General features: G+C 60.1%; 19 protein-coding genes and 1 pseudogene. 13 read left to right on the top strand and 7 right to left on the bottom strand.

The window, feature by feature from the left end; all coding sequences use genetic code 11:
* Nucleotides 1-117: 117 nt before the first annotated feature.
* Nucleotides 118-381 carry a hypothetical protein gene (locus ACZCWR_RS34560; RefSeq protein WP_487307035.1) on the top strand — a complete coding sequence of 88 codons (264 nt, stop codon included), beginning with the start codon at nucleotides 118-120 and terminating at the stop codon, nucleotides 379-381.
* On the opposite strand, the gene ACZCWR_RS34555 is transcribed toward ACZCWR_RS34560, so the two are convergent.
* Together ACZCWR_RS34555 and ACZCWR_RS34550 are read right to left on the bottom strand one after the other, a co-directional pair.
* Entirely contained in the window at nucleotides 374-5,959 is a 5,586-nt protein-coding gene (locus tag ACZCWR_RS34555) for a trifunctional serine/threonine-protein kinase/ATP-binding protein/sensor histidine kinase (protein ID WP_487307034.1), read from the bottom strand. The genes ACZCWR_RS34560 and ACZCWR_RS34555 overlap by 8 nt on opposite strands.
* 72 nt (nucleotides 5,960-6,031) lie before the next feature.
* Nucleotides 6,032-6,403, bottom strand: a complete 372-nt coding sequence (locus ACZCWR_RS34550; RefSeq protein WP_487307033.1) for a response regulator transcription factor — start codon at nucleotides 6,401-6,403, stop codon at nucleotides 6,032-6,034.
* A gap of 374 nt (nucleotides 6,404-6,777) precedes the next feature.
* On the opposite strand from ACZCWR_RS34550, the gene ACZCWR_RS34545 reads away from it, so the two are divergent.
* On the top strand, nucleotides 6,778-7,833 hold the full coding sequence (locus ACZCWR_RS34545; RefSeq protein ID WP_487307032.1) for an NAD(P)-dependent alcohol dehydrogenase: 1,056 nt from the start codon (nucleotides 6,778-6,780) through the stop codon (nucleotides 7,831-7,833).
* 42 nt (nucleotides 7,834-7,875) lie between these two features.
* Here the strand turns inward: ACZCWR_RS34545 and ACZCWR_RS34540 are convergent, their stop codons facing one another.
* Entirely contained in the window at nucleotides 7,876-8,700 is an 825-nt protein-coding gene (locus tag ACZCWR_RS34540; RefSeq protein ID WP_487307097.1) for an alpha/beta fold hydrolase, read from the bottom strand.
* Between the two features lie 381 nt (nucleotides 8,701-9,081).
* On the opposite strand from ACZCWR_RS34540, the gene ACZCWR_RS34535 reads away from it, so the two are divergent.
* Nucleotides 9,082-11,985, top strand: coding sequence for an ATP-binding protein (locus tag ACZCWR_RS34535; RefSeq protein WP_487307031.1), 2,904 nt, complete (start codon nucleotides 9,082-9,084; stop codon nucleotides 11,983-11,985).
* 110 nt (nucleotides 11,986-12,095) lie between these two features.
* Nucleotides 12,096-12,848 carry a phosphate/phosphite/phosphonate ABC transporter substrate-binding protein gene (locus ACZCWR_RS34530; protein WP_487307030.1) on the top strand — a complete coding sequence of 251 codons (753 nt, stop codon included), beginning with the start codon at nucleotides 12,096-12,098 and terminating at the stop codon, nucleotides 12,846-12,848.
* Between the two features lie 56 nt (nucleotides 12,849-12,904).
* On the opposite strand, the gene ACZCWR_RS34525 is transcribed toward ACZCWR_RS34530, so the two are convergent.
* The gene (locus tag ACZCWR_RS34525; protein WP_487307029.1) at nucleotides 12,905-13,318 is read right to left on the bottom strand and encodes a GFA family protein; all 414 of its coding nucleotides are present in this window, start codon (nucleotides 13,316-13,318) and stop codon (nucleotides 12,905-12,907) included.
* Nucleotides 13,319-13,558: 240 nt separating this feature from the next.
* On the opposite strand from ACZCWR_RS34525, the gene ACZCWR_RS34520 reads away from it, so the two are divergent.
* The 6 genes from ACZCWR_RS34520 (at nucleotide 13,559) to fumC (ending at nucleotide 20,057) form a co-directional block, all read left to right on the top strand.
* A complete protein-coding gene (locus ACZCWR_RS34520) occupies nucleotides 13,559-14,656 on the top strand; it encodes an alkene reductase (protein ID WP_487307028.1) in 1,098 nt (365 codons plus the stop codon).
* Nucleotides 14,657-14,790: 134 nt separating this feature from the next.
* The gene (locus ACZCWR_RS34515; protein ID WP_487307027.1) at nucleotides 14,791-16,188 is read left to right on the top strand and encodes an NAD-dependent succinate-semialdehyde dehydrogenase; all 1,398 of its coding nucleotides are present in this window, start codon (nucleotides 14,791-14,793) and stop codon (nucleotides 16,186-16,188) included.
* A 13-nt stretch (nucleotides 16,189-16,201) separates the two neighbouring features.
* Complete coding sequence (locus tag ACZCWR_RS34510) at nucleotides 16,202-16,606, top strand: AraC family ligand binding domain-containing protein (RefSeq protein ID WP_487307026.1); 405 nt, start codon at nucleotides 16,202-16,204, stop codon at nucleotides 16,604-16,606.
* Between the two features lie 21 nt (nucleotides 16,607-16,627).
* On the top strand, nucleotides 16,628-18,127 hold the full coding sequence (gene mqo / locus ACZCWR_RS34505; RefSeq protein ID WP_487307025.1) for a malate dehydrogenase (quinone): 1,500 nt from the start codon (nucleotides 16,628-16,630) through the stop codon (nucleotides 18,125-18,127).
* Nucleotides 18,128-18,160: 33 nt separating this feature from the next.
* Nucleotides 18,161-18,544, top strand: a complete 384-nt coding sequence (locus ACZCWR_RS34500) for a tautomerase family protein (RefSeq protein ID WP_487307024.1) — start codon at nucleotides 18,161-18,163, stop codon at nucleotides 18,542-18,544.
* 52 nt (nucleotides 18,545-18,596) lie between these two features.
* On the top strand, nucleotides 18,597-20,057 hold the full coding sequence (fumC, locus tag ACZCWR_RS34495; protein ID WP_487307023.1) for a class II fumarate hydratase: 1,461 nt from the start codon (nucleotides 18,597-18,599) through the stop codon (nucleotides 20,055-20,057).
* A 22-nt stretch (nucleotides 20,058-20,079) separates the two neighbouring features.
* On the opposite strand, the gene ACZCWR_RS34490 is transcribed toward fumC, so the two are convergent.
* Nucleotides 20,080-20,739, bottom strand: a complete 660-nt coding sequence (locus tag ACZCWR_RS34490) for a LysR substrate-binding domain-containing protein (protein WP_487307022.1) — start codon at nucleotides 20,737-20,739, stop codon at nucleotides 20,080-20,082.
* A complete protein-coding gene (locus tag ACZCWR_RS34485) occupies nucleotides 20,688-20,954 on the bottom strand; it encodes a LysR family transcriptional regulator (protein ID WP_487307021.1) in 267 nt (88 codons plus the stop codon). Before ACZCWR_RS34485 ends, ACZCWR_RS34490 begins: the two co-directional genes overlap by 52 nt.
* A gap of 226 nt (nucleotides 20,955-21,180) precedes the next feature.
* Between ACZCWR_RS34485 and ACZCWR_RS34480 the strand changes: the two genes are divergently transcribed.
* Nucleotides 21,181-22,593 (top strand): MFS transporter, encoded by a 1,413-nt coding sequence (locus ACZCWR_RS34480; protein WP_487307020.1) that lies wholly within the window; start codon nucleotides 21,181-21,183, stop codon nucleotides 22,591-22,593.
* Nucleotides 22,590-23,321 (top strand): enoyl-CoA hydratase/isomerase family protein, encoded by a 732-nt coding sequence (locus tag ACZCWR_RS34475; protein WP_487307019.1) that lies wholly within the window; start codon nucleotides 22,590-22,592, stop codon nucleotides 23,319-23,321. Before ACZCWR_RS34480 ends, ACZCWR_RS34475 begins: the two co-directional genes overlap by 4 nt.
* Before the next feature lie 21 nt (nucleotides 23,322-23,342).
* Here ACZCWR_RS34475 and ACZCWR_RS34470 read toward each other — a convergent pair.
* Nucleotides 23,343-24,704, bottom strand: a pseudogene (locus ACZCWR_RS34470) (FAD-dependent oxidoreductase).
* A gap of 444 nt (nucleotides 24,705-25,148) precedes the next feature.
* On the opposite strand from ACZCWR_RS34470, the gene ACZCWR_RS34465 reads away from it, so the two are divergent.
* Nucleotides 25,149-25,514, top strand: coding sequence for a response regulator (locus ACZCWR_RS34465; protein ID WP_487307018.1), 366 nt, complete (start codon nucleotides 25,149-25,151; stop codon nucleotides 25,512-25,514).
* Nucleotides 25,515-25,669: the final 155 nt, after the last annotated feature.

Here is a 25,669-nt window from a genome sequence, read left to right as displayed (position 1 = left end):
GCCTTTCCGGATCGGTCGATTTCATGAACGCATGTGAACGCGCGGCATCGGGCCGCGTTGGATGAGAATCGATGAACATCGACCTCACGTCGATCCTTTTGTCTACCGGAGAAAATCATGAAGAAGCTCGCTTCTGCCGTGGCGCTGGTGATCGTGTCCTCGCTTCTGCCGTTGTCGTCGTACGCGCAGACATCAAGCGACGATTCGAGCGTCGGCACGACGAAAGCCCAACGCAAGGCCGCGCGCAAGGAAGCGCGCGCGAAGCGCAACGCGGAACTCAAAAAGCTCGAAGCCGCTGGCTACAACCCCGCGCGCAACGACGATACGACCTACCCCGGCGATATTCAGCAAGCCGAACGAAAAGCGGCCGCCTCTAACTGATTTGCACGAGTGGCAGGCAGAACGAAAAGCGCGCGCCGCCGTGAATGGACTGGTTATCCGCCGTTATGCTTCCGCCATGCGCCTCGATGATCGACCGGCAGATCGGCAGACCCATGCCCATGCCGTTCTCCTTGGTCGTGAAGAAGCTCTCGAACAGGCTGTTCAAACTGGCGGCGGCAATGCCCGGCCCGCTGTCCTCCACGGCGCAGCATAGAAAGGCCGCGTCATCCGACGAGACGCGAATGGAAATTTCGCGCCGCGTGCTGGCGGCCTGCTCCATGGCCTGCATGGAGTTGACGGTGAGATTGACGACGACCTGCTGCAACTGCACGCGATCGGCCAGCACGCGCGGATTCCCCGCTGCGAATTCGCGCGCCACGCTCACACGCCTCAATTGCGCTTCGTGCCGCAGAAAAACCAGCGCTTCGTCGATGAGTTCATCGAGCGACACCAGCGTGCGCTCGGGCGCGCGCCGCACCGCCATGTTGCGAACGCGCCCGATGATCTCCACGGCATGACGCGCATCGGCGATGATGCGTTGATTCGTCTCGCGCGCTTCCATCATTTCCGGAATGGGGCGGTTGAGCCAGCCGAGACCCGCCTGCGCGTTCATCGAGATCGACGCCAGCGGCTGTTTCAACTCGTGCGCGATGGATGCGGTGAGTTCCCCAAGCATCGAGATGCGGGCCGCGTGGGCGAAATCCGCCTGCACGCGCTGAAGCATTTCCTGCGCGCGAATACGGTCGGTGAGATCGACCAGACTCATGACCGCCATGCCGACATCGTCGATTCGCCTCGGACGCGCCACCGTGCAAAGAACATCGATCACGCGCCCGTCGAGCGTGGGCAGCTTCGTCGTCTCCTGAAACCAGTCGTCGCCTTTGTAGCGGCTCTCCACGGCGCGCCGGAAGGTCGCCGGGCTCTCGCGCCAGACCCAGGTCATCGGGCCGAGCAGTTCGCGCGGGTCACGTGCGCCGAACATCTGCACGGCGTGGTTGTTGGCATCTTCCACGACGATCATGGCGGCGGCGCGCGCGAGCCATTCGGGATGCGCGTCGATATACGCTGAGAGATCCGTCACGCCTTGTTCGTGCAGTTCCGCCAGCACGGCGATCAGCGGTTGCGAATCGATCTGCCACAGGCCGACAGGCGTTTCGCTGAACAGATGCCGGTAACGCAGTTCGCTGCGCTGAAGATCGGCGTAGAGCCGCGCGTTTTCGAGCGAGATCGCCGCCTGCGACGCAAGCAGCCGCAATACCGCGATACGCGCGGGCGTGAACACGCGCGGCGTGAGCGTGTTCTCCAGATAAAGCAGGCCGATGAGCCGCGCCTGCTTGATGAGCGGCAGGCAGAGAATCGAGCGGCATTCGCTGCGCCAGATGTATTGGTCAGTCGAGAACGGGCTTTGATGCCGGGCATCGTCGAGAAGCAGGCTTTCGCCGGTGCGCGCCACATAACGCAGAATCGATTCGGGCAAGGCCGAAGGCGACACACGCGCATGCGGAATGGTCACGTCCACGCTATCGCGCGAGGTCCGGGCTTCGGCTTCGATCCATAGCTCGTCGCCGCGCGGCGACACCAGCACGCCGCGGTCCGCGCCCGCGTGTTCGAGCGCGAGCACCATGAGTGTGTGAATCAGTTCGTTCAGGCCGATCTCGCTGAACACGGCCTGCGACACTCTCACAACCGTGCCCAGATCCAGTTGTTCCACCGATGTCGCGACGGTGCTTTCCGTGCGCGACGAAAGCTCTTGCCTCAGTTGCGCGTGCGCGTGATCGAGTTGACGCACTTTGCCGTCCGCGCCCCAGCGCAGATAGCAGGCGCGCGCGTTGCGAAGATACGTATCGGCGATCGTGTCGAAGCCGCGCTCGGCGTAGAAGCGGGCGGCCAGTTCGTTGGCGAGCGCCTGATAGTGAACGAAGCCCTGCTCGCGGCACGAGCGTATGGCTTCTTCGTAGAGATGCATCGCATCCGAATGGCGTGCTTCGATGCGTGCGAGTTCCGCCAGCACCAGCGCCTGACGATGCCGAAAGTTGTCGGGGCCGTGGCTCGCCCATAACTCGAATTTCTCCAGCTTGCGGTCGAGCATGTGGCGGTATTGGCGTTGAAGCGCCGCGTCGGCGGCGGGATAAAGCGCTGTCAGCGTCAATGCATGAAAGAAGTGGAAGGTCGCCTCGATCGGCATGCTCATGGCGGCGGGAAGCACCGGTTCGGCCAATGCCGCGTAGTGGAACGCGCGGGCATGCTCGCCATTCAGAAAGGCGAGTATCTGCTTCATGATGTGATAGAAGACGATCCCGCAACCGAAGGTCGCCGTGGTGATGATCGCAAAGCTCGCGGCTTCGTCGAAGCTCTTGTCGCCCAGGCTCAGCGAGTCTTTCGAACGGCCCTGCAAACTGGCGATGAACTGCTGTTCGAGACGAATCGTTTCGTAGACCGCATCGTTGTGACTCTGGCGCGCGAACGCGGCGTATTTGACCGACAGCGCCTGCACGTCTTCGAGTGCATCGCCTTTCTCGATCGCTTGCCAGATGGTTTCGAAAGCGAGGAAACCGCCATACACGAAGTCGCCCACTTCGAGACACGCGACGAACGCGCGTTCGAGAATCGGCAAACCGGTTGCGAAATGATGCCGCCAGAAGTTCACGTGATCGCCATGCAGATGCATCAGGGTGCCGCGCAGGCGCGCATTGTCGAGCTTATCGTTCAGGCGCAAGGAAAGCTCGGAGAACTGAAAGGCCGAGTCGATATCCTGCACCACCGATACCAGCATCAGCGAATACACGCCGTAGGCAAAACTCGACTGGTCGGTGTTGCCATGCTGCATCGACAGATTCACCGCCTTGAGCGTGACGAGCGGATAAAACGCGGGACGGCCGATATACGCACACGGCACGGCATCGACGAGCAGGTTGATGATCGCCTGCATGGTCGCGTCCTGCGCCATGGGCGCATCGAGCAATTCGATGATCGAGCGGCCTTTCAGATTGACCGGTACGGCCTGCAATTCTTCGGCGACCGCCAGCCGAATGTCTTCGTCCGACTCGGGCAAGACGAGCCCAAAGTCACGCAGCGCGCCGAGCGCAACCGAAAAGCCATCGTGATATTTGCTCGCAACCTGATAGAGCTTGATACGCAGACTGTAGACCTTGGCGCGATCGAGCTTGTCGTTCGCGCGTGCGAGGATCATGTCGAACAGTGCGTCGGCGTCGCTGAAGTGGCCGACGAGATATTCGCACTCCGATAGTTCGAGATAGAGATCGAAGGTTGCACCGTAATGCTCCGTCCATGCGTCAGGCGAAAGCAGCGCGGCGGCCTGAACGAAGTGATTGCGCGCGGCGGAATAGGCGGTCGAATGCTTCGCGCGCTTTCCCGCAAGCACGTTCAGTTCCATTGCACGCTGCCGCTCCGCTTGTTCTGTCATGAGACCGATGCCACGATTAAGATGATTGACGATATCGAACACGGTCTCCTCGAGTTGCGCCGCCGGCGTGTGCAAGGCGATCAACCGCCCGATGCGAAGATGCGCGGCGGCGCGCTCGCTTTCGGGAATCGATGCATACGCCGCTTCGTGAACGCGATCGTGAACGAACCGGTAGGCGTTCTCCACGCGAAAGACGAGTCCGGCCTGCACCGCTTCGCGCAGTTGCGCGTGAACCTGTTCCTCGGAACTCGCCTGAACCAGTTCGAGCGTCGCGGTATCGGCGGAATTGCCCAGGCAGGCGAGTTGCCGCAGCGCATCCTGCGTGATGGCGGGCTGCCGTCCGAGCTTGGCGGCCATCAGATCCGCCACGTTCTCCGTGAAACCCTTGGCGCGGATGCGCGGCAGATCCCACGTCCACATGGCGCGGCTGGGATCAAAGAGGAGCAGCTTTTCCTCGGTCAGCGCGGTGAGAAACTGAATGGCGAAAAACGGATTGCCGCCGGTTTTCCGATGCACGAGTTGCGCGAGCGGCCGCGCGGCCTCGGCATCGTGATGAAGCGAATCTGCCACCAGTTCGCCGATGTCACCCGGTTCGAGCGGCGCCAGCTCGGTGTCGCGCACATTCGCGCCTGCTTTGCGGATCAGCTCCAACGTGCGCACGAGTGGATGCGCCGCGCCGACCTCGTTGTTGCGATACGCGCCGACCAGCATGAGATGCCGCACCTCCGCATGCGTCATGAGATGCTCGATGAGGTCGAGCGTCGCGGTATCCAGCCATTGGAGATCGTCGACGAACAAGGCAAGCGGATGCTCGGGCCTCGCAAACACGCTTACGAAGCGGCGAAACACGAGCTGGAAGCGGCTTTGTGCATCGCGCGGCAAGAGCACCGGCGCGGGCGGCTGCTCGCCGACGATCAGCACCAGTTCGGGAATGAGGTTCACGATCAGTTCGCCATTCGCGCCGAGTGCGTCCATCAGCGCGCGCCGCCACTCGGCCACTTCGTCTTCACGCTTGCCGAGCAACTCGCGCACCAGCGACTGAAACGCCTGCGCGAGCGTCATGTAGGGAATGTCGCGCTTGTACTGATCCACCTTGCCCGCTGCGAACAGTCCACGCGGCGGCACCAGCACCTTGTGCAGTTCGTTCACCACCGAAGACTTGCCGATGCCTGCATAACCCGACACCAGCACCATTTCAGCCGTGCCCGTGGCGACCACGCGATCGAACGCTTCGACCAGCGCCGCGATCTGCATATCGCGTCCGTAAAGCCGTTCGGGAATCATGAGGCGATCCGAGGCATCGTGCGTGCCCAGCACGAACGGCTCGATCCGCTGTCGCGCGTTCCACGCGGCAAGACACGTGCGCAGATCGGATTCGACGCCCGCCGCCGTCTGATAGCGGTTTTCAGCCGTCTTCTGAAGCAGCTTGAGCACGATGCTTTCCACCGGCCCCGGTATCGCGCTGATGCGTTCGCCCGGCGGCATCGGCTTGCGCGCGATGTGGCAGTGAATCCATTCCATCGGCTCCGAAGCCACGAACGGCAGCGTGCCGGTGAGCATTTCGTAGAGCATCACGCCAAGCGAATAGAGATCGCTGCGCGGATCGATCGAACGATTCATGCGGCCGGTCTGCTCGGGCGCCATGTAAGCGAACGTACCCGCGATGATTTCCGGCGGCGCGGGCGCCTGACGCTCCTGAAGCAATTGCGATGCAATGCCGAAACCCGTCAGCCACACGCGGTCGTCGGCATCGACCAGCACGTTAGCGGGCTTGATGTCCTTGTGGATGAGCCCGCGCTGATGCACTTGCCCGATGGCCACGGCAAGATTCAGCGCGAGCCGCAGAAAACGCGCGATGCCGAGCGGCCGTCCCAGCATGCGTTCGAGCGGTTCGCAGCCGTTGTCGTCCAGCACGAGCGCGGGCAGCGCGTCATGACGGATGAGCGCGAGCGGCTGAGCGGCCCAGCGCGAATCGAGCACGCTCGCCAGCGCATACTCGTGCTCCAGCCGCGTGATGCTGCGCGCGGCCGGGCGCGACGCGATCAGCGTCAGCAGCGAAACCGGGTTTCCCGGCTGCCGGGCGCGGTACAACGAGAAATCTTCATCGTCGCGAAGCCACTCCAGCTCGTATCCGTCGAGATCCACGTGATCCATGTCGCTTGGGGCATCGTCGTGACTGCTTGAATGGTCTGAATGAGTGAACAAGGAACGCTACGGGCGAGGCGTTCAGGGCGGAAAGACCACCTTCTGAACCCAACTCAGGATCACGTCCGACTCGACCGGCTTTTCCAGATAGGCGAGCGCCCCATTGGCGAGCACCACGGCTTCGTCCTGAGGATTGGGAAACCCCGTGATGAATATCGTGGGGATGGTGCAGCCCCGCGCGATCAAAAGCGCGTGCATCTCGATGCCGGTCATGCCTGCCATCGTGACGTCGGAGATGAGGCATCCGGTGCGGCCAGCCGCGTCCGAGGCAAGAAACGCATCGGCGGATTCGAACGACTCGACAGCCCAGCCAAGCGAGCGCAGGAGGTTTTCGGTCGCCACTCGTACCGAGTCATCGTCCTCAACGATCGAAACGAGAGCGGCAGGCGTCACGGGACCCCCCGGAATCGCTCAGGACGATTGAGCGCGGCCTGTGCGTTGTTTGATGTGCTTCCACGACCACGTTAATACGCGATGTGGCGTTGCGCAAACCATACCTTGGTATAGGTCCTGTCCGATGTTGTCTTGTTGTCTTGTTGTTTTGTCGTGCGAAGCGCCCCTCTTGTTTGTTTGGTTTATTCAGTAGCCGCGGCCACTGCAATAGAAACAAAAACAAACACCACCCGTCAGTTCACGTGCCGCTGTCTACAAGATCAACACTCTTAACCGTTTTTCAAAAACGCACTCCAACACACGGCGATCCTTGCATTCGCCTATCGTGGCTCGACGCAGTGTCGTCATTCACTTACCGATCAAGGAGCACGCATATGAAAGCCGCACGCATGCACGAATATGGCAAGGCGCTCGTACTGGAAGACATTCCAGTTCCCGAGATCAAAGCCGATGAAATCCTCGTCGAGGTAAAGGCCTGCGGCATGTGCCGCTCCGACGTTCAGTTGATCGACGGTTACTTCCGCAAATACGCCGATATCCCGACGCCGATCACGCTCGGTCATGAGATCACCGGCGTGATCAGCAGGATCGGCAGCATCGTGCCCGCGGCGGCGGGGTTTCAGGAGGGCGATCATGTGGTCGTCGCGCCCGGCTGGGGCGATGGCATCTGCCGGCATTGCCAGATCGGCAACACACATATCTGCCCGAACGTGAGATGGCCGGGCTTCGGGCCGGTAGGCGGCTTCGCGGAATTCATTCCGGTGCCGGCGCGTTATCTCATCAAGGTCGATAAGCGGCTGCCGTTCGAAACACTCGCGCCGCTCACCGATGCGGGTCTCACGCCCTATCGCGGCCTCAAGAAACTGCGCGATGCGGGCGCGCTCGCGCCGGATCGTCTGATCGGCGTGTTCGGCGTCGGCGGCCTCGGCGGTTATGCCGTGCAATACGCGAAGATTCTCGGTGCGGGCGCGCCGGTCATCGCGTTTGCGCGCAATCCGGAAAAGCTCGCGATCGCCCGCGAATACGGAGCCGATCACACCGTCGATATCAAGGGCAAGTCCTCGTCCGATATCGCGCATGAACTGCACGGTCTCGTCGGACGAAACGATATCGATGCCGCCATCGATTGCGCGGGCGCGCCCGAGATGGTGCAGTTGGCGATGAGCCTGCTGTCGATCAGCGGCCATTACGCCGATGTCGGGCTGGTGGGCGATCGCATCGACATTCCGCTGTTTCCGCGCGTGTCCCGCGAACAGACGCTGCATGGCTCGTTCTGGGGGAACAATACCGATCTGGGCGAAGTCATGGCGCTGGCCGCCGAGGACAAGATTCGCCATACGGTGAAGACCTTCGCATTCGAGGAACTCAACGACTACATCGACCGGCTGCGTACCGGCGATGTGGTCGGTCGCGCGGTGATGAAGTTCTGAAGTGTGAAATCAACGGGCCGGCGGCATGCCGCCGGCCCGACATCATGACTGAAGAAACGCCAGCAGGTCCGCGTTGACCTGATCGGCGTGCGTCGTGCACATGCCATGCGGCGCGCCCGGATAAACCTTGAGCATCGCATTCCTGATCAATTTGGCCGAAGCGCGCCCCGCGACATCGACCGGCACGAGCTGATCGGCGTCGCCGTGGAGGATCAAGGCCGGGACATCGACTTTTTTGACATCGGCGGTGTAATCGACTTCGAACTGCTTCACGCAGGCGTATTGCGAAAGGATCGAGCCCGCCATGCCTTCACGCCAGAATTCCTCGATCACCGACTGATCCACCTTGGCGTCGGGCCGGTTGAAGCCGTAAAAGGGGAGCGCGAGATTTTTGTAGAAGCCCGTGCGCGTGGCCGCCAGATTGTTGCGTATGCCGTCGAATGCGGATTCGGGCAAGCCTGCGGGGTTGGCGTCGCTCTTGACCATGTTTGGCACGACGGCGCTGATCAGCACGATCTTCGACACGCGCGACAGACCGTGGCGGCTTACGTAACGAACCACTTCGCCGCCGCCCATCGAGTGACCGACGAGCATCGCGCCTTTGAGATCGAGCGTATCGATCACGGCGGCGAGATCGTCTGCGTAGGTGTCGACATCGTTTCCGGTTGCGGGCTGCCCCGACCGGCCGTGTCCGCGTCGATCGTGCGCGATGACGCGATAACCCTTGCTCACGAGAAACAGCATCTGGGCGTCCCAGGCATCCGCGTCGAGCGGCCAGCCGTGCGACAGGAGCACAGGCTTGCCGCTTCCCCAATCCTTGTAATAGATGCGTGTGCCGTCTTTCGTGACGATCCAGTCCGAGGACATCTTCTGGCCGTGCGCCGCCTGTCCGTGCGAGCCGCGTTCCGCGGCAGCGGCAATCGGCGTGGCGGCGATGGTCATCGCGGCGATCGCGGTGCCCGCGCTGGTCGCGAGAAGATTGCGGCGTTCCATCGAAGGGTTTTCGGTCAGCTTGGTCACGGTTTCTTCTCGCATGGATAGATTGATCAGGATGGCGAACGGTGCAGAACTCATTTCTGTCACGACGCGTCGAGTGGGATCGAAAGAAGCCATCGGGCGCATCTTATGCTAACGTGCGCGCATGCCGAATTCTTTCCTCATAGCACGACATTCGCCCGTTGCGCACTGAGAGAAAGATCGTCGATGTGCCTGCCTCGACGATGTCGAAGTCATTCCCGCCGCTCAATCATGCACAAACCGCCCAATGGTCACGAACACAAGGCTCGGCCGGCTCCGACGGATTCGGGCTCGGCGGGCATTGCGTACCTGTTCGGGCCGTTCCGGCTGATTCCGTCTCAGCAAAGGCTGCTCGAAGGCGATGTGCGCGTGTTGATCGGCGGCCGCGCGCTGGACTTGCTGACCGCGCTGGTCGAGCGAGGCGGCGAAGTCGTCAGCAAGACGGAACTCATGGCGCGCGCGTGGCCGCACACCGTGGTGGACGAAGGCAGTCTGAAGGTGCATGTCGCCGCGCTGCGCAAGGCGCTTGGAGAAGGGCCCGCGAAGCAACGCTACGTCGCGACCGTGGTGGGACGGGGCTATCGGTTTGTCGCGCCGGTCGAGCGTGAATGGATTTCGTCAGCGGGTGCGCCTTCTCCTGTGTCGCACAACATTCCCGCTGCGCTGGTTCGGCCGATCGGGCGGGCGGCCGTGATTCAAAACCTGATCGGTAATCTCACGCGCACCCGGCTTTTGACCATCGCCGGTCCCGGCGGAATAGGCAAGACGACGGTCGCGCTGGCTGTCGCTCACGAGATGCTTCGGACCGGCGCGCACGATGTCTGGTTCGTCAATCTGTCCCGTCTGGCCGATGCGCGTTTCGTGCCTCACGCAGTCGCGAATGCAATCGGTCTCACCGTGCATTCGGATGACATCGCGCAGGCGCTCACGCATTATTTTCGCCTGCAGAAGCGCCCGCAACTCGTCGTGCTCGACAGTTGCGAGCATGTCATCGAAGCGGCGGCGGTCATCGCCGAATGCATGACGGCGGCAGCAGCGCACATGCGGGTGCTCGCCACCAGCCGCGAGCCTCTGCATGCACTGGGCGAACACGTCTACCGGCTCGATCCACTTGATACGCCGCCCGAACGCGATCGGCTCACGATGGATGAGGCGCTTGGTTATTCTGCCGTCGAACTCTTTGTGGAACGCGCGCTCGCCGCACGCGGAGGCTTCGCCATGTCGGACGACGAGGCGCCGGTCGTCGCGCAAATTTGCCGGCGGCTGGATGGCATCGCGCTGGCCATCGAGCTTGCCGCCACGCGCTCGGACGCATTCGGCGTGCATGAACTGCTCGACTTGCTCGATGACCGTTTCGCCACGCTCGCAAGCGGCCGCCGCACCGCGCCCGAACGGCACAGAACGCTGCTCGCCACGCTCGAATGGAGTCATCAGTTGTTGCCGGAGAACGAACGGGTCGTGCTTCGCCGGCTCGGCGTTTTTCCGGGCGCGTTTTCGCTTGGCGCCGCCGAGGACATCGTGGGCAATGACGTGCTCACGCATGATTGTCTGATCGAGGCAATCGCGAGTCTCGTGGCGAAGTCGCTGCTGTCGGCGAATCTCGGCCACGACGCGGTGCGCTATCGACTGCTCGACACGATGCGCGACTATGCGCGGCGCAAACTCGCGGAAGCCGGTGAAACGGACTACGTGGCCCGTCGCCACGCCGAACATTTTCACGCACTCTATGCGCGCGTGGAAGGGCAGTGGAACGGACCGCCAGATGCGCGCTGGCTGGACGATCACCTCTCCACCATCGACGACATTCGCGCGGCGCTGAACTGGGCCTTCTCGGAATCGGGCGATAACCTATTAGGCGTGTTGCTCACGGTATCCGCCATTCCTGCGTGGGTCAGGCTTTCATCGCTCGAAGAATGCCGTGGCCGCGTGGCGTTCGCGCTTCAGCACATACCCGCCGAACCGCCTGAGTTAGACCGCGAACGCATGAAACTGAATGCCGCGCTCGCTGCGTCGGCGCTTTATACGCGTGGCATGGTGGCCCAGGTCGAAGCGGCGTGGACCACGGCGCTTGCCATCGCCGAGCGGCTCGACGACACGGAATACCGGTTGCGCGCGTTGTTCGTGGCCTGCTGCGGCTTCGTGTACTCGGGGCAACATCGCGCAGCCGATGAGCTGCTGCGAAAATTCCGTGCCATCGCAGATGCTTCGGGTAACGAAATATGCATTTCGGATGGTAACCGGCTGACTGCGTTTGCCTGGCATCACATGGGAAAACAGCGCAGCGCGCGGCAATTGCTTGAAAGTGCGCTCGAATGGTATGCGTCGGCGTTTTACCGGTCACAGGTGGCCGACAACCACGTCAAGGGACGCGAAGGCACACGCTCGCTGATGGCGAGCGTGCTCTGGTTTCAGGGCTGTTTCGATCAGGCGCGCGCGCAGGCCCGGCAGGCACTGGACGACGCACAGGCATCGGGCCATAGCCTGACGATCGGCTATGTGCTGGTCTTCGCCTTCATCCCGCTGGCCTTGCATGCCGGCGAACTCCACGCCGCTGGGGGAGCGCTGGTCACATTGCAGCAAAACGTGGCGAAACACGGCCTGATTTTGTTCGATGCGATGACCCGCGGCCTCCACGGCGCGTTGCTGCTCGAACGGAATGACCCGGCCGGCCTGCCGCTTCTCGCCGATGCGTTGGCGCAACTCGAACGCGATCACATTGGCATGCGCTATTCCATGTTCGCGGCGATCCATTCGCGCGGCCTGCTGCGTTTCGGACATCTGGCGCAGGCGCGCTCAACGGTCGAAACCGCGCAGGAATGGTCGAAGTCGCGCGATGAACTGTGGTGCATGCCGGAGTTGTTGCGCGTGGAGGGCGAGATCCACGCGGCTTCGGGCGCATACGAAGCTTCGGCCACGTGTTACCTGCAGGCGTTGGACATGGCGCGGGAGCAGGGCGCATTGTTTCTTGAACTGCGCGCGGCAAATAGCCTTGCGCGCCTCAGACTGGCACAAGGCGATAACGGTGCGGCGCAAGCGTTGTTGTCATCGGTCTGCGCGCGTATTACCGAAGGCCGGGACACGGCCGATTACACGCAGGCGCAAGCCCTTTTAATGCACCTGCACGCGAAACCGTGACGCTATTTCGTGCGTCTTCGCAAGGATCATGTGTTCTCGTTATCGCCCCTGAGTCGATGCGCATAAGATGGGCTTCGATCTCAAGTCCTCGCGTAGAGAAGGTGGCGACCATGACCCGGCATACTCTGACTTTCCTTCTAAACAAGAATCTGGATTTTCCGATTTCCGCCGAACCATGGGCGAGCCTGTTCTCCGAAGCCGGCGTCGATACCCGTGAAACGACCGATCTTCCGGCGATGAATCAGTCGATCGAGCAAGGCATACCGGACATGGCGTATGTTCCCGGAGCCGGCTTCTGCGTCATGATGCGAAAAGGCAATCCATACTATCGCGGGCTTGTCATCGCGACGTCGAAGTTTTCTGGCCAACCCGTACAGCGCACGCTCCTTGTCGTTCGCAAGGACGACACGGCCGCCACGCTGGAAGACCTCGAAGGATCGACCTATGGCTATCTGAACCGGTCGTGTTCTTCCAGCTTCTTTCCGCCTTCGATCATGTTGAATGAAAGAGGCAAAAAGATCGACGTCTTCTTCAAGATGCAGCAGGTTTCCGGATGGCAGGACCGGGTCGATGCGGTCATTGCAGGATCGATCCGCGCCACGATGATTCTTGAAGACGTCTGGAAGATGACGCCGGGGAACGCCCAGACAACCAAAGTTATTGGTTCGTATGAGCAGTGCGTGCCGGCGGTTCTGATCGTCCGTCGAGATTTCGCGGTCGACCTCGCGGCGAAGTTCAAGGAACACCTCTTAAGCTACGTGCCTGACTGGAAGAACGTCTACGGAGCATTTCGTCCGTTCTACTTTGCCGATATCCAGACGTTTTACCACCAGCTTTGCCAGCTTCCTGAGGCTGAAGTCTGACCGGCATTGGCCCTTTGATTCCTTGAGAAGCCGAACGGCCGCGCTTGAAAAGTCATTCAAGCAGGCATATCCGTAAACTGCGGCACGTCAGGATGCTTTTGCCATTCCAGACGGCGTTTCGTGAAAATCTCGATCTTCGGGGCGATGCCTTCGGGATTGTCTAGACTTCCTAACTGAACGAAAACCATACCGGGAAACGAGCCGAGTTTGCTCGTGAACAGTCGTGATCCACATTCAGGACAAAAGTTGCGATCCAGTGTATTGCCCGAGTCGGCGGTATAGCGGAAAGCCTTGGGTGCGCCGCGGGTGACAACGAAATCATTTTCGGGAATGCCAAACCACGTGGCCATTCCGCCGCCACTGGCCTTTCTGCAATCCAGGCAATAACAATCGGCGATAAAGTCCGGGTCCGTGTCGAATTCGAATGTGATCGCGCCGCAAGCGCACCGGGCAGTGTGTTTCTTTGCCATGCTCATGATCTCCGTAAGCGAGTCGTCGCGTAAAGACGATGCACGATTCATTTCAAGAACGCGATCTGCGCGTGCGAAAAGGAAAAGCGCTCAAGTCGAATGCAACTCGCGTCATTGCATATTCCTTGGCGTTTTTTGCGAGATCGAACAGCCGCCGCCGCTTGCGCGGCGCGAATGCTATAAACCGGCCATTGGACCGCACGCGCGGTTTCCCTTCGATCTGATGAACGGAGTTCGAGCATGGATCAGCGTGGATTGTTTTCGCCGACCGCCATCGGCGCAATACCCGTCGCCAACCGTATAGCAATGGCGCCCCTGACGCGCGCGCGCGCCGGCATGGATGGCGTGCCTTCGCCCTTCGCCGCCGACTACTACAGACAGCGTGCCTCGGCCGGTCTGATCGTCACCGAGGCGACGAATATCTCGCGTCAGGGACGCGGTTACGCATACACGCCCGGCATCTACACGGATGCGCATGTCGCAGGCTGGCAGAAGATCACCCGGGCCGTTCACGATGCGGGTGGCCGGATCGTCCTTCAACTCTGGCATGTAGGCCGCATGTCTCACACCAGCCTGCAGGAGAATGGCGCCGCACCGGTCGCGCCTTCCGCCATTCGCGCGGGCGATGAAATCTTCACGGAAGCCGGCCCCGCCGCACCATCGATGCCGCGCGCGCTCGAACTCGATGAGATCGCCGCAATCGTGCAGGACTATCGGCACGCGGCGCACAGGGCGCAGGAAGCGGGCTTCGACGGCGTAGAAGTGCATTGCGCCAACTGCTATCTGCTGGAACAGTTCATTCGCGACAGCACCAACCAGCGCGCGGATCGCTACGGCGGTTCAGTGGAAAATCGCACGCGGTTGGCAGTCGAAACGGTCGAAGCCGTCTGCCAGATGTGGGATGCGGATCGCGTGGGCATCCGTCTTTCGCCGATCACGCGCGCGGTCGGCGACACGCCACTGGACAGCGATCCTCAATCGACCTACGGCTTTCTCGCGGAACAGCTCGGCAAGTTCGGCCTTGCGTGGCTTCATTGCGTCGAAGGACAAACGCGCGGCGCCAATGCGGCGGGCGCGTTCGATTTCCGCGCGCTGCATGCGGCTTTCGGCGGAAAGTACATCGCGAATAACAGCTACGACCGCGCCCTCGCGATGGAGGCAATTGCGTCGGGCCATGCCGACATGATCTCTTTCGGCAGACCGTACATTGGGAACCCTGATCTGGTTGAAAGACTGCGTCACGACCTTCCGCTGGCGCATGCGGCGCCAGAAACCTATTACGGCGGCGGTGCGAAGGGTTATACGGACTTCGAACCATTCGAAGTCGCGACAAAGTAACTCGACGTGTTTTGTTGAGAGTGTGTGACTTTGTCGTTTCGCACGTCGTTATATCCCTAAAGATACAAGCAGGTAGCATGGGATTCAATGTGACGTAAAGTTAGATATCCGAATATAAACTCTGGAGAACATAGATGTCTTCATTGTATAGGTCCAAGACGGCCGCCATTTCGAGAAATCCGGCTACCGGTGAACTCATCAAAGAGTATCCGTATCAAAGCGCCGACGAAATCGAGACGCTTCTGACGCATCATGCGGTGGCGGCGAGGCAATGGCATGTGACGCCGATCAAACAGCGGGTCGAATGCTATCGCAGTCTTGCCGCGACGCTGAGAAGCCGGTCGGAACCGCTGGCGCGGCTGGCAACCAGCGAGATGGGAAAGACCCTCGCGTCGTCACGAGGTGAAGTCGAAAAGTGCGCCACTGCGCTCGAATGGTTCGCCTCGCATGGTCCGGCCATTCTGGCCGACGAGCCCGTGGAAGCCGAAGGAGGCGACCGCATCTACGTATCTTTTCTGCCGATCGGTAGCGTGCTGGCGGTCATGCCTTGGAACATTCCGTTCTGGCAAGTGCTGCGTGGAGCGGGGCCCATCATGCTGTCGGGCAACGGCTTCATCCTCAAGCATTCGACCAATGTGATGGGATGCGCCTACGCCTTGCAGGACGCCTACGAAGCGAGCGGCTTTCCCAAGCATCTTTTCGTCAATCTTAATGCGGACGTGGATACGGTCGCGAAAGTCATCGAAGATCCGCGCGTGTCGGCGGTGACGGTGACGGGCAGCACGCGCGCAGGGTCGGCGGTCGCGTCCACGGCCGGTCGCGTCGTCAAGAAAAGCCTGCTCGAACTCGGCGGCGCAGACCCGTTCATCGTGCTTGCGGATGCGAATATCGACAAGGCGGTCGAGATTGGAATCGAGGCACGTTTTCAGAATGCGGGGCAAGTGTGCATCGCTGCCAAGCGCTTCATCCTGGAACGCGCGATTGCCGAGGAATTCACGCATAAGTTCGTGAAAGCGGCGGCGCAGGTCAGGGCAGGCGATCCGCTCGACGACAAGACGACCATCGGACCCATCGCGCGGGACGATCTGCGCGACGGTATTCACGATCAGGTCGAGCGATCGGTCGCCAGCGGCGCGAAACTGCTTCTGGGCGGCAGGAAAATCGACGGTCCCGGCTATTTTTACGAGCCTACCGTGTTGGGCGACGTCACGCCCGGCATGGCTGCCTTCGACGAAGAAATCTTCGGGCCGGTCGCCGCGATGACCGTCGCGAACGACGTCGAAGACGCGATCCGGTTAGCCAATCATAGCCAGTACGGACTGAGCGGAAACCTCTGGACGGACGACCTCGATCGCGCCACGCACATCGCGCGACGGCTTGAAACCGGAGGCGTCTTTATCAACGGATTCAGTGCCTCGAATCCCAAGCTGCCGGTCGGCGGCGTCAAGCAAAGCGGATATGGACGAGAGCTGTCCCACTTCGGCATGCGCGAGTTCGTCAACGCTCAAGGCGTCTGGGTGAAGAAAGTTTAGTCATTCTGAATTGATGAACCGGGAGATCGGCATGATCAGATGCATACGCATATGGACGAACGAAACGGGAAGCTCCAGCTTCGAGGAGGGCGTTCTGTCGCTTCCGGGTGGAAAGGACGGCGACGCGATCGGCGCTGTTTATGCAGCCTCGTTCGTTCATTTTCGCGAGACTCAACCCAGAGACGCACTCGACTGGCATGACGCACCGACGCATCAACTGGTGCTCACGCTCGGGGGCACCCTTCAGTTCGAGACGCGCAACGGCGAGACCTTCATCATTCGGCCGGGCGATGTTCTGTTGGCTGAAGACACGCGCGGCACGGGGCATCGCTGGAAGGTTATCGGCGATGAGCCATGGCGGCGGGCCTACGTGGTCCTTCCGTCGGACGTCAATGCAGGTTTCACGCTCAACCAATAACGCGACACGGGAGAAGTGGCAATGAGTCACACGAGCGCATCAAAATCCGTGGATGTGTTGTTGATCGGCGCGGGAATCATGAGCGCCACCGTTGGCACGTTGCTTAAGGAACTCGATCCATCGATCTCGCTTGCCGTGCTCGAACGACTCGACGATTGCGGGCTGGAAAGCTCGCACGGCTGGAACAATGCCGGCACGGGTCATGCCGCGAACTGCGAACTGAATTACACGCCGCAGTTGCCAGACGGCGCGATCGACCTCTCCAAGGCGCTCGATGTCAACGTGGAGTTCGATCTGTCGAGGCAACTGTGGACGCATCTGGTCCACAACGGCGCTATTCCAGACCCGTCGGTTTTCGTGCGCGCGTGTCCTCACATGAGTTTCGTGATTGGAGAGGATGACGTATCGTTTTTACGAAAACGTTATGAGGTCATGTCGGCGCATCATTGCTGGGCAGGCATGGAGCATAGCGAAGATCGCGAGCAAATCGCCCAATGGGCGCCGATCGTGATCGAGGGGCGCCAACTCGACGAGCCGATCGCGGCCACGCGCATGAAGACCGGGGCGGATGTGGACTACGGCACGCTCACTCACCTTCTGCTGCGCCATTTGATGAAGCAGCCGGATGTTGCGGTGTTCTATCGACACGAGGTGCGTGAGCTCAACCAGGACGACGACGGCAGATGGCGCGTGGAAGCACGCGACGAGTCGACTGGCGATGATGTCGCCTTTCGCGCGCGATTCGTGTTCGTGGGCGCAGGGGGCGCGGCGCTATCGCTCATTCAAAAGTCAGGTATCCGCGAAGCGGATGGATACGCCGGCTTCCCCGTGAGTGGCCGCTGGCTTCGCTGCGATAGCCCGGAGATCGCGCATCGTCATGGCGTCAAAGTCTACGGAAAGGCTGCACACGGGTCGCCGCCGATGTCCGTTCCGCATCTCGACATGCGCGTGGTCGACGGCAAGCGTTCAATCCTATTCGGTCCTTACGCGGGCTTCTCCACCAAGTTTCTCAAGGAAGGCTCGTATCTCGATCTTTTCCAATCCATTCGCGCCGATAACCTCGGCCCGTTGATCGATGTCGCCGCGCATAGTTTTCGTCTGGAAGAATATCTCGTCGGACAGGTCGTGCAGACGCCGCATGAGCAGTTCGAAACGCTTCAGGCCTTCTTTCCGATGGCAAGACGCGAAGACTGGAAAGCAGCGCTCGCCGGGCAACGTGTGCAGATCATCAAACCGGACGGCGAGGGCGGCGGAACGCTGCAATTCGGCACCGAGATACTCGCGGCGGAAGACAGGTCGATAGCGGCGCTGCTCGGCGCGTCGCCCGGTGCTTCCACTGCCGCGTTCATCGCAATCGAGTTATTGAAGCAATGCTTCAAGGACAAGCTGACCGAAGACGGCTGGCTACCGAGGCTCAGGCAAATCATTCCGACTTTCGGCACCGACTTGCGAACGGATGCGCAAGCCTGTCATTCCATACGAGCCAGCACGGCTTCGGCTTTGGGTCTCGCGATGATCTAGCCGCGACCGCGCGAATATAAAGGATAGCCAATCATGCCTTTTGTGAGAATCGATACCATCGCTGGAATATACGACGCCCGAAAGCGCGCTGCGATCAGCGACGTTCTTTACGAGGCGGTCATGAAGATCGGCGCGCTTGAACATGATCGCTTTCAGGTATTCACCGAGCATGCGCCGGAAAGTCTCGTATTCGACCGGGCGTATCTCGGCATCACGCGAGGGGACGGTTTCATCGCCATACAAGTGACGTTGAACGAAGGCCGCTCGGTCGAGCAGAAGAAGTTGCTCATTGCCGAGATCGCTCATGGTCTCCACGAACGTATCGCCGCCAGAAAGGAAGATGTATTCGTGAGTCTGGTGGAAATCAGGAAAGAGAACTGGTCCTTCGGAATGGGAATCGCGCAGTACGCCGAATGAATGCGCACGCATCGAAAATTGAAGAAGCGGTATTCGAACACGGATCGACATCATGGCAGATCAAAGCGGCGAGCAGTTTCATATGCGTGATTTGAGCATCGGCATACAGGCGCAAGGCACGCGCACCGAGTTCGACAGCATGGGCGAGGTGCACGTGCCTGCGGATCGCTATTGGGGTGCGCAGACGCAGCGATCGCTTCAGCATTTCTCCATCGGGCAGGACAGAATGCCGAAGCAGGTCTACCACGCGTATGGCATCGTCAAGAAAGCTGCCGCGCTGGTCAACGCGGCAGCGGGGCGTCTGCCGAAGTGGAAGGCGGACGCCATCGTTCAGGCCGCGGACGAAGCCATTTCCGGTCAACTCGACGATCATTTCCCGCTTTTTGTCTGGCAGACGGGTTCGGGAACACAATCGAACATGAACGTGAACGAGGTGCTCTCCAATCGCGCGATTCAGTTATTGGGCGGCACGTTGGGCACGCAAAAGCCGGTGGGCCCGAACGACGATGTGAACATGGGACAGTCATCGAACGACAGCTTTCCGACGGCGATGCACATCGCGGCATTGACCGTACTCGATGAACGTGTGTTGCCGGAACTTGATAAGCTTGCCGAAGTAATCGAAGAAAAAGCAGAAGGCTGGATGACCGTAATCAAGGTGGGCCGCACGCATCTCGAAGACGCGACACCGTTGTCGGTCGGACAGGAATGGTCGGGTTGGGCGGCGCAGTTGCGGGCGTGCATCGGCGAGATCGCGCATTCGCGGCAAGGTCTCTATGCGTTGGCGCTCGGCGGGACGGCTGTGGGGACCGGACTGAATGCGCCACAAGGATTTTCCGTGAACGTTGCCGCAAAAATCGCGGAACTCACGTCGCGGCCGTTTGTAACCGCGCCGAACAAGTTCATGGCGCAAGGCTCGCTGGACCCGATGGTGCGCGCCTCCGCCGCGCTGCGCGGTGCGGCAGTTGCATTGATGAAGATCACGAACGATATGCGCTGGCTCGCGTCCGGTCCTCGCTGCGGGCTGGGAGAACTCAGGCTGCCCGCCAACGAGCCCGGATCGTCGATCATGCCGGGCAAGGTGAATCCCACGCAATGCGAGGCGATGGTCATGATCGCCATTCAGATTCTCGGTGACGATACCGCGATTGCCTTCGCCGGAAGTCAGGGAAATTTCGAATTGAACGCCATGCGTCCGATCATCATCAACAACTTCCTGCATTCAGCGGCGATTCTGGCGGATGGCTGCGAAAAGTTCCGGACATTCTCGGTCGAAGGCACCGAGATCAATGAAGGGAGGATCAGCGCTTACCTGGATAACACGTTGATGCTCGTGACCGCGCTTTCACCGGTGATCGGTTATCAGCATGCGGCGCATATCGCCGAGGATGCCGACGCGACCGGCTCCACGCTCAGAGAGGCGGCGCTGCGGTCGGGAAAGATCAGCGCGGATCAATACGACCGAATCATTGTTCCTGCGCGAATGATTGGCGACGGACTGGCCGGCGCATGAGGCGGCAATTCGTGCGGGAAGTTCATCCTAACTCGTGGAGCAGTTGCCGCTTAACCGCGGCGACGTTTCTTGGCTGCTTCAGGCTTTCATAGATTCCGATCACGCGGCCCGAAGTCGAACCAATGAGTGGCAATACCGTCAGCGATTTCTCGCGGTCCCAGGCGACATGTTTAAGCTGCGGAATAACCGAAACGCCGACATTTTGCCGAACGAGATCCATGATGGTGCCGACCGCGTTGACCTCAAGAATCTCCGTTGGCCGGATACGCATTTTCTGCAAAACGCGCTCGATTTCACGACCGACCGTGGTCGATCGGTCATACCGGATAAACGGCTGAGATGCGAGCAAGCTTTCCGCATTCGCGTTGCGCGATGCAGCCTGGCTGTTGGCGAGCAAGATCAAAGGTTCCACATAAAGCGGAGTCCACACGCCGGGTCGATCCTCGCTATTTTCTCTATGCTCGACCACAGCCGCGTCTACTTCACCGGCTCCGACTCGTTCGCAAAGGTCGAGATCGTGCCCGAGCAGGAGTTTCAATTCGAGGGCTGGATGCCGCTCTTTCAAAGTCAATGCCGCCTTGCATAGAAAGCCGGTGGCGGAAACGATTGCTCCTACCGTCACTGTGCCCGTTAGTTCGGACTGCTCAGGCTGAGTCTGAAGCATCTCCTCGTAGATCGACACCTTTTTCGCGCGTACGGCACAAGCGCCCGGCCTGCCGCGGTCATTCGACTGCCTCGAACCGACCGGTCGAAAAGGGGGCGTCGAAGCTCGGCTTCGAGCGCGCGCATTTGCTGCCCGACGGCCGCTTGCGTGAGCCGTACATGGTCCGCCGCAGCCGACATGGAACCGTACTTCTCGACGGCGAGAAAGGTACGAAGAAAACGAATTGTGCTCATGGAAACCTTGTCAGAAGGAGGCAAGGCGTTGTCACCGAAACATGGGCAATGCTAAACGTTTTGTTTAGGCTAGGCAAAACAAAAAAAGGCTTGTTTTTTGCGACGTATATGCGAAATTCAGGATTAGGCGAGAGCCGTTGCGTGGCCGCGCGCGCTTGGTTTCCAGTCGCGGGAAGCAACCGAATGGTTATGGCAAAAGGAGCGATGTGGTTACCGAGAGGTCCCGATGACAACCCGGCGAGAAGTACCTCGACATGCTGACTTAACGGATGAAATTCCGGGTAGCGTCGTGCGCGCGCGCCCAATCGTCGTATCGGTCGTCGGAAGTAGTCTGGAATGGTTCGACTTTCTATCCTACGTATTTCTTTCCCGGACCATTGCCAGCGTTTTCTTTCCGGTACACAACGAGGCTGCGGGGTTATCGCTCACTTTTGGAACCTTCGCGATCGGCGTGATTGCAAGGCCGCTGGGCGGAGTCATCTTCGCGTTGTACGCGGATCGACTGGGCCGCTTCCGGATCCTCCTGATCTTGATGATCGTCATGGGAGTCGGGACCGGGCTGTTAGGCGTTTGCCCGACGTACGACCAGATCGGGGTTGCCGCTCCCATCATCATGATCTTCGCGCGGATCATTCAGGGCGTGGCAGTCGGCGCGCAGTTCGGCGTTTCATCACAACTCATTTTCGATAATGCGCCCGCTGAAAACAGAATGTTTTATGGAAGTTTGAATATGTCGGCACAGGCGCTGTCCGCTGTGCTCGCCGCCACCTGCGCCTTCGTTCTCCTGACACAGCTTTCGGATGACGCCTTGCGAAGCTGGGGATGGCGATTGCCGTTTCTGGCGGGGTCCATCATCGGGCCGCTGGGCGTAGTGCTCAAAACCAGATCATCGAACATGGGCCGGTTCGAGCGACCATACCGTAAGCGGGCGCTGGCAGGGAGGTCGCTGTGGAAGCAGTGGCGCAGCTTCGTCCGGTCGAATACCGACAGTGTTGTTTGCGCCATAGGCGTCATTGCCGTAGCCACCGCCTCGAATTATCTGTGGGCTATTTATCTACCCACCTATGTCGAGTCGCACCTGAACCTGCCGATCACAGCGGCGATGCTCGGCGTCATCCTTTCTCAGGCACTGAATGCGCTGCTTTTTCCCGTGGCGGGATGGCTCGCGGATCGATACGGTGCTTATCGAATTTTCTTTCCCGTCGTCACCGCATGGGCGCTGTGTGTATATCCAATGTTCATGTTCATCGTGGACGCGCCTTCCGTTTATAGGCTTCTTGTCATGCAACTCGTCGCCGGGCTTTTCCAGACGGCGCTCGCGGGTCCGCATGCCGGCATGCTGTCCGCGCTCTTTCCCTATAAGGCGGGCGCCACGGGTATTTCTCTGTCCTATAACATCGCGGTCACACTGTTCGGAGGCATGACGCCGTTCACGATCAATCTGCTCACCGAATGGACAAAGAGCAGCGTTGTTCCGCCCATCTATTTGATTGTCACCGCTGTCTTTTCCGGTGTTCTCGTGTATTCGACTCGGGCCGGGAGACGGCAACTGGCAATGGAACGCGAACGCTTTGGCCGATGCGGGCCGAACACGTGCGCCACTCGTATCCCATCTACCGCCGGACAGGTGGAACCATGAACGTATCTGTACGACATCATCAGTCGGCGCGAGAAGGGCACGACGGTTTCCGTGTCGAGATCGACGAACAACGTTCCCGTGCCGATGTCGTGATTGCCCATCCGCCCTCGAATAGCCTGACTTCCAGACACTTCGAGCAGTTGCGCCTTGCGTTCGAGCGCCTGGACGCCGACTCAAGCGTGCGGGTGATCGTTCTGAGAGCAGAAGGGGAACACTTCGCTAACACCGGAAACGCGCCTCTCGAGAGCGAGCAGGCGAATGTCGCACCCGCGCGCCTTGCGTGGAATATCAACGCGCCGCTTCGATGCAGCAAGCCCGTGGTTGCTGCCAATCGCGGTCATTGTTTTGGGACGGGCTTTGCGCTTTCGTTGGCGTGCGATTTGCGGATCGTGACCGAAACCACACAATACGGATTCCCAACTAAAGAAGGCGGTTCGCCAGGCGGAACGTTTGGATGGTCACAGGCTTTGAAAATCATCGGTAGTGCGCGAATGCGGGAAGTGCTTTTGCGTTCGCGTCCCATCGCAGGTGTGCAAGCGTTCGAATGGGGCATCGCAACTGATTTCGTCGCGGACAATCACCTTGAAGAAATGACGGACGCGACGGTTCGGGAATTACTCGGTTCCTCCTCGTTTGTTCATAGCACGGTCAAAAATGCGTTGATGGATCTGAACGATCGGCATCTGAATCTCGCCATAAACGAACGAATCGACCAAAGCGAGCAATGAGTTTTATTGCGCGCGCCGCCCTCAATCGCTAGCGCGCGGCGGAACCTTCGCGAGCAGGATATTAAGCCCCTCAGAGATCAGCGGATGGGAAATGATCGCGTCGCGCACAGCCGTATAGGGCAGGTTGCCGAGCATGGCCATTTGCACGGCCGTCACGACATCGCCCGCGTTCGTGCCCAGCATCGTGAAACCGAGAATGTGGTCCGAGTGGGCATCGATCAGCATCTTCATGAAGCCGCCGGTCGCGCCGTTGGTACGGGCGCGCGGTACGGCTGCCATGGGCAGCTTGGCGACGCGTACGGCGATGCCTTGTGCCTTCGCCTCGGCCTCGTTGAGTCCGATCCTGCCCAGTTCCGGTTCGATGAAAAGCGCGTACGGAATGACCCGGTCGTTCGTCGTCCGGGAGCCGCCCGCAAGCTGTGACTTCAGCACGCGATAGTCATCGAACGATGCGTGCGTGAACATGGGCGTACCCGCCACTTCACCGATTGCCCAGGTGTTCGGTGCGGTCGTGGCGAGCCGCTCGTCGACTTTGATAAAACCGCGCGCATCGACTTCCACACCGGCCGCATCCAGCCCGAGCGTGCGGGTAACGGGCGTTCGTCCGGCCGCGACAAGCAGGTGGCTGCCCGAGAGCGTGTCACCGTTATCGAGTTCGACCTCCACGCGCTGACCCGATGTGCCGGTCACCTTGACAGGCTTCACGCCCACGCGCAGGTCGATGCCTTCTTCCTTCAACGATGCTTCGATGAGCGAAGTAACGTCCTCGTCCTCACGCATCGCGACACGCGGCGCCGCCTAAATCAGCGTGACTGGCGCGCCGAGCCGATGAAACGCCTGTGCCATTTCCAGTCCGATATAACCGCCGCCAATCACGATCAAATGCGCGGGCGTCGCATCGAGTTGCAACGCTTCGACATGTGTCATCGGCGCTGCCGCGCGAAGACCGGGAATATCCGGAATGGCGGCAGTCGTGCCGGTGTTGATGAACACGTGTTCGCCTTCCAGCTCCTTTGCCGAACCATCGTTCATTTCTACGTGAATGCGTCGCGGACCGACGAAGTGTCCGGTTCCCAGCAGCAAGTCGAAACCCGACGCGACAAAGGCTTTCATGTTGACGTCGATCATGCCATCGACGACTGCCTGCACCCGGCGCCTGACCTGCGCCATGTCGGCTTGCACTGTTTTGCTGACGTGCGCGATACGCGCCTGCTGAATCAAGGTCTTGGTCGGAATACAGGCGACGTTGATACAGGAGCCGCCAATCATCCCGCGCTCGATCAACGCAACCCGGCGACCCGCATTGGCGAGCTCCATGGCAAGCGTCTTGCCGCCTTTACCGCCACCGAGGAAAACATATTCGTATTGCTCGACGTTCGACATTTGAGCCTCCTGTTTGCGATCGACTTTGTACGCCGAGTGAAGTCTATGCGCGTCGGGCGCGCACTCGTAGACTCGGAAGGCTCACAAACATGCTCAGGCGGCTCAATTTTTTCGTCGAGCCGAACTCGACAATTGGGCATGAACCTTTCATTTGCCTTTTGTGGCAGACGTGTCGAAGCCCGCTGCAGGTTCAGACAGCGTACGGCACAGTGTGTAATTCACACTAGGGTTATCGCCAACTCTATCGATCCATCGGCGGCGGGGTTGAGGGTTTATAAAAGCGCGCTTGGTGCACGTGGTAAATCCTCCAATCCGCAGCCCCCAAGGATCTGAAACGAGATCGCTTCGACAGGCGGGGAAAGGCACTGGCCGGCGAAGCCGCTGTTGGCATCGTCCTTGCGTTACTAGCAAAATCCATCAACCAAAGCGAACGCGAGCCGAACCATGCAAATTCTGGTGTTAGACGACGACCGTGATTTTGCGGCAGGCATCGCCGCGCTGATCGACAAGATGGGGCATCAAGTTCAGGTTGCCCATGATTGCGCCATCGCGCGGCAGTTGGCACGTGAGCATCCGTTCGATGTCATTCTGGCGGACGTCGAGTTGCCTGACGGCGACGGCCGCCACCTTTGCGACGGCCTGCGCCTCGACGGTGCATCTCAAGACGCCTATATGATCGCAATGACCGGGCGCACCGAATTGGGAGATAACGACTTCCCATCCTTTGACGGCTATATGCATAAACCCGTGAGTTACACCGGTCTTGAGCAAGCGCTCGAGGAGTGGCAACTCGCTGCGGGCCTGGAATAGCGGTTCATGAAAGCAACGCAGTGCAAGAGAAATGAGTCAGTACCGGCAAAGTGCGCCCATGAGCCGGTATGCAATCACGGCTTGCGCATACCCAAAACCATAACGAACGTGCGACATTAACTCTCGTTTGTAAGGACAGGGAAAGCATTTTCATC

This window comes from Caballeronia sp. A2-2, from assembly GCF_057612605.2.
The sequence above is the reverse complement of the archived record's forward strand: the minus strand, read 5'-3'. Positions and strand labels throughout refer to the sequence as shown.

Coding starts and splice junctions, on each gene's coding strand:
- ACZCWR_RS34465 (WP_487307018.1), top strand. CDS start 25,149: ATGCAAATTCTGGTGTTAGACGACGACCGTGATTTTGCGGCAGGCATC.
- ACZCWR_RS34480 (WP_487307020.1), top strand. CDS start 21,181: ATGACAACCCGGCGAGAAGTACCTCGACATGCTGACTTAACGGATGAA.
- ACZCWR_RS34540 (WP_487307097.1), bottom strand. CDS start 8,700: ATGTCCTCGGACTGGATCGTCACGAAAGACGGCACACGCATCTATTAC.
- mqo (WP_487307025.1), top strand. CDS start 16,628: ATGAGTCACACGAGCGCATCAAAATCCGTGGATGTGTTGTTGATCGGC.
- ACZCWR_RS34555 (WP_487307034.1), bottom strand. CDS start 5,959: ATGGATCACGTGGATCTCGACGGATACGAGCTGGAGTGGCTTCGCGAC.
- ACZCWR_RS34520 (WP_487307028.1), top strand. CDS start 13,559: ATGGATCAGCGTGGATTGTTTTCGCCGACCGCCATCGGCGCAATACCC.
- ACZCWR_RS34560 (WP_487307035.1), top strand. CDS start 118: ATGAAGAAGCTCGCTTCTGCCGTGGCGCTGGTGATCGTGTCCTCGCTT.
- ACZCWR_RS34545 (WP_487307032.1), top strand. CDS start 6,778: ATGAAAGCCGCACGCATGCACGAATATGGCAAGGCGCTCGTACTGGAA.
- ACZCWR_RS34535 (WP_487307031.1), top strand. CDS start 9,082: ATGCACAAACCGCCCAATGGTCACGAACACAAGGCTCGGCCGGCTCCG.
- ACZCWR_RS34500 (WP_487307024.1), top strand. CDS start 18,161: ATGCCTTTTGTGAGAATCGATACCATCGCTGGAATATACGACGCCCGA.
- ACZCWR_RS34525 (WP_487307029.1), bottom strand. CDS start 13,318: ATGGCAAAGAAACACACTGCCCGGTGCGCTTGCGGCGCGATCACATTC.
- fumC (WP_487307023.1), top strand. CDS start 18,597: ATGGCAGATCAAAGCGGCGAGCAGTTTCATATGCGTGATTTGAGCATC.
- ACZCWR_RS34515 (WP_487307027.1), top strand. CDS start 14,791: ATGTCTTCATTGTATAGGTCCAAGACGGCCGCCATTTCGAGAAATCCG.
- ACZCWR_RS34530 (WP_487307030.1), top strand. CDS start 12,096: ATGACCCGGCATACTCTGACTTTCCTTCTAAACAAGAATCTGGATTTT.
- ACZCWR_RS34510 (WP_487307026.1), top strand. CDS start 16,202: ATGAACCGGGAGATCGGCATGATCAGATGCATACGCATATGGACGAAC.
- ACZCWR_RS34485 (WP_487307021.1), bottom strand. CDS start 20,954: ATGAGCACAATTCGTTTTCTTCGTACCTTTCTCGCCGTCGAGAAGTAC.
- ACZCWR_RS34475 (WP_487307019.1), top strand. CDS start 22,590: ATGAACGTATCTGTACGACATCATCAGTCGGCGCGAGAAGGGCACGAC.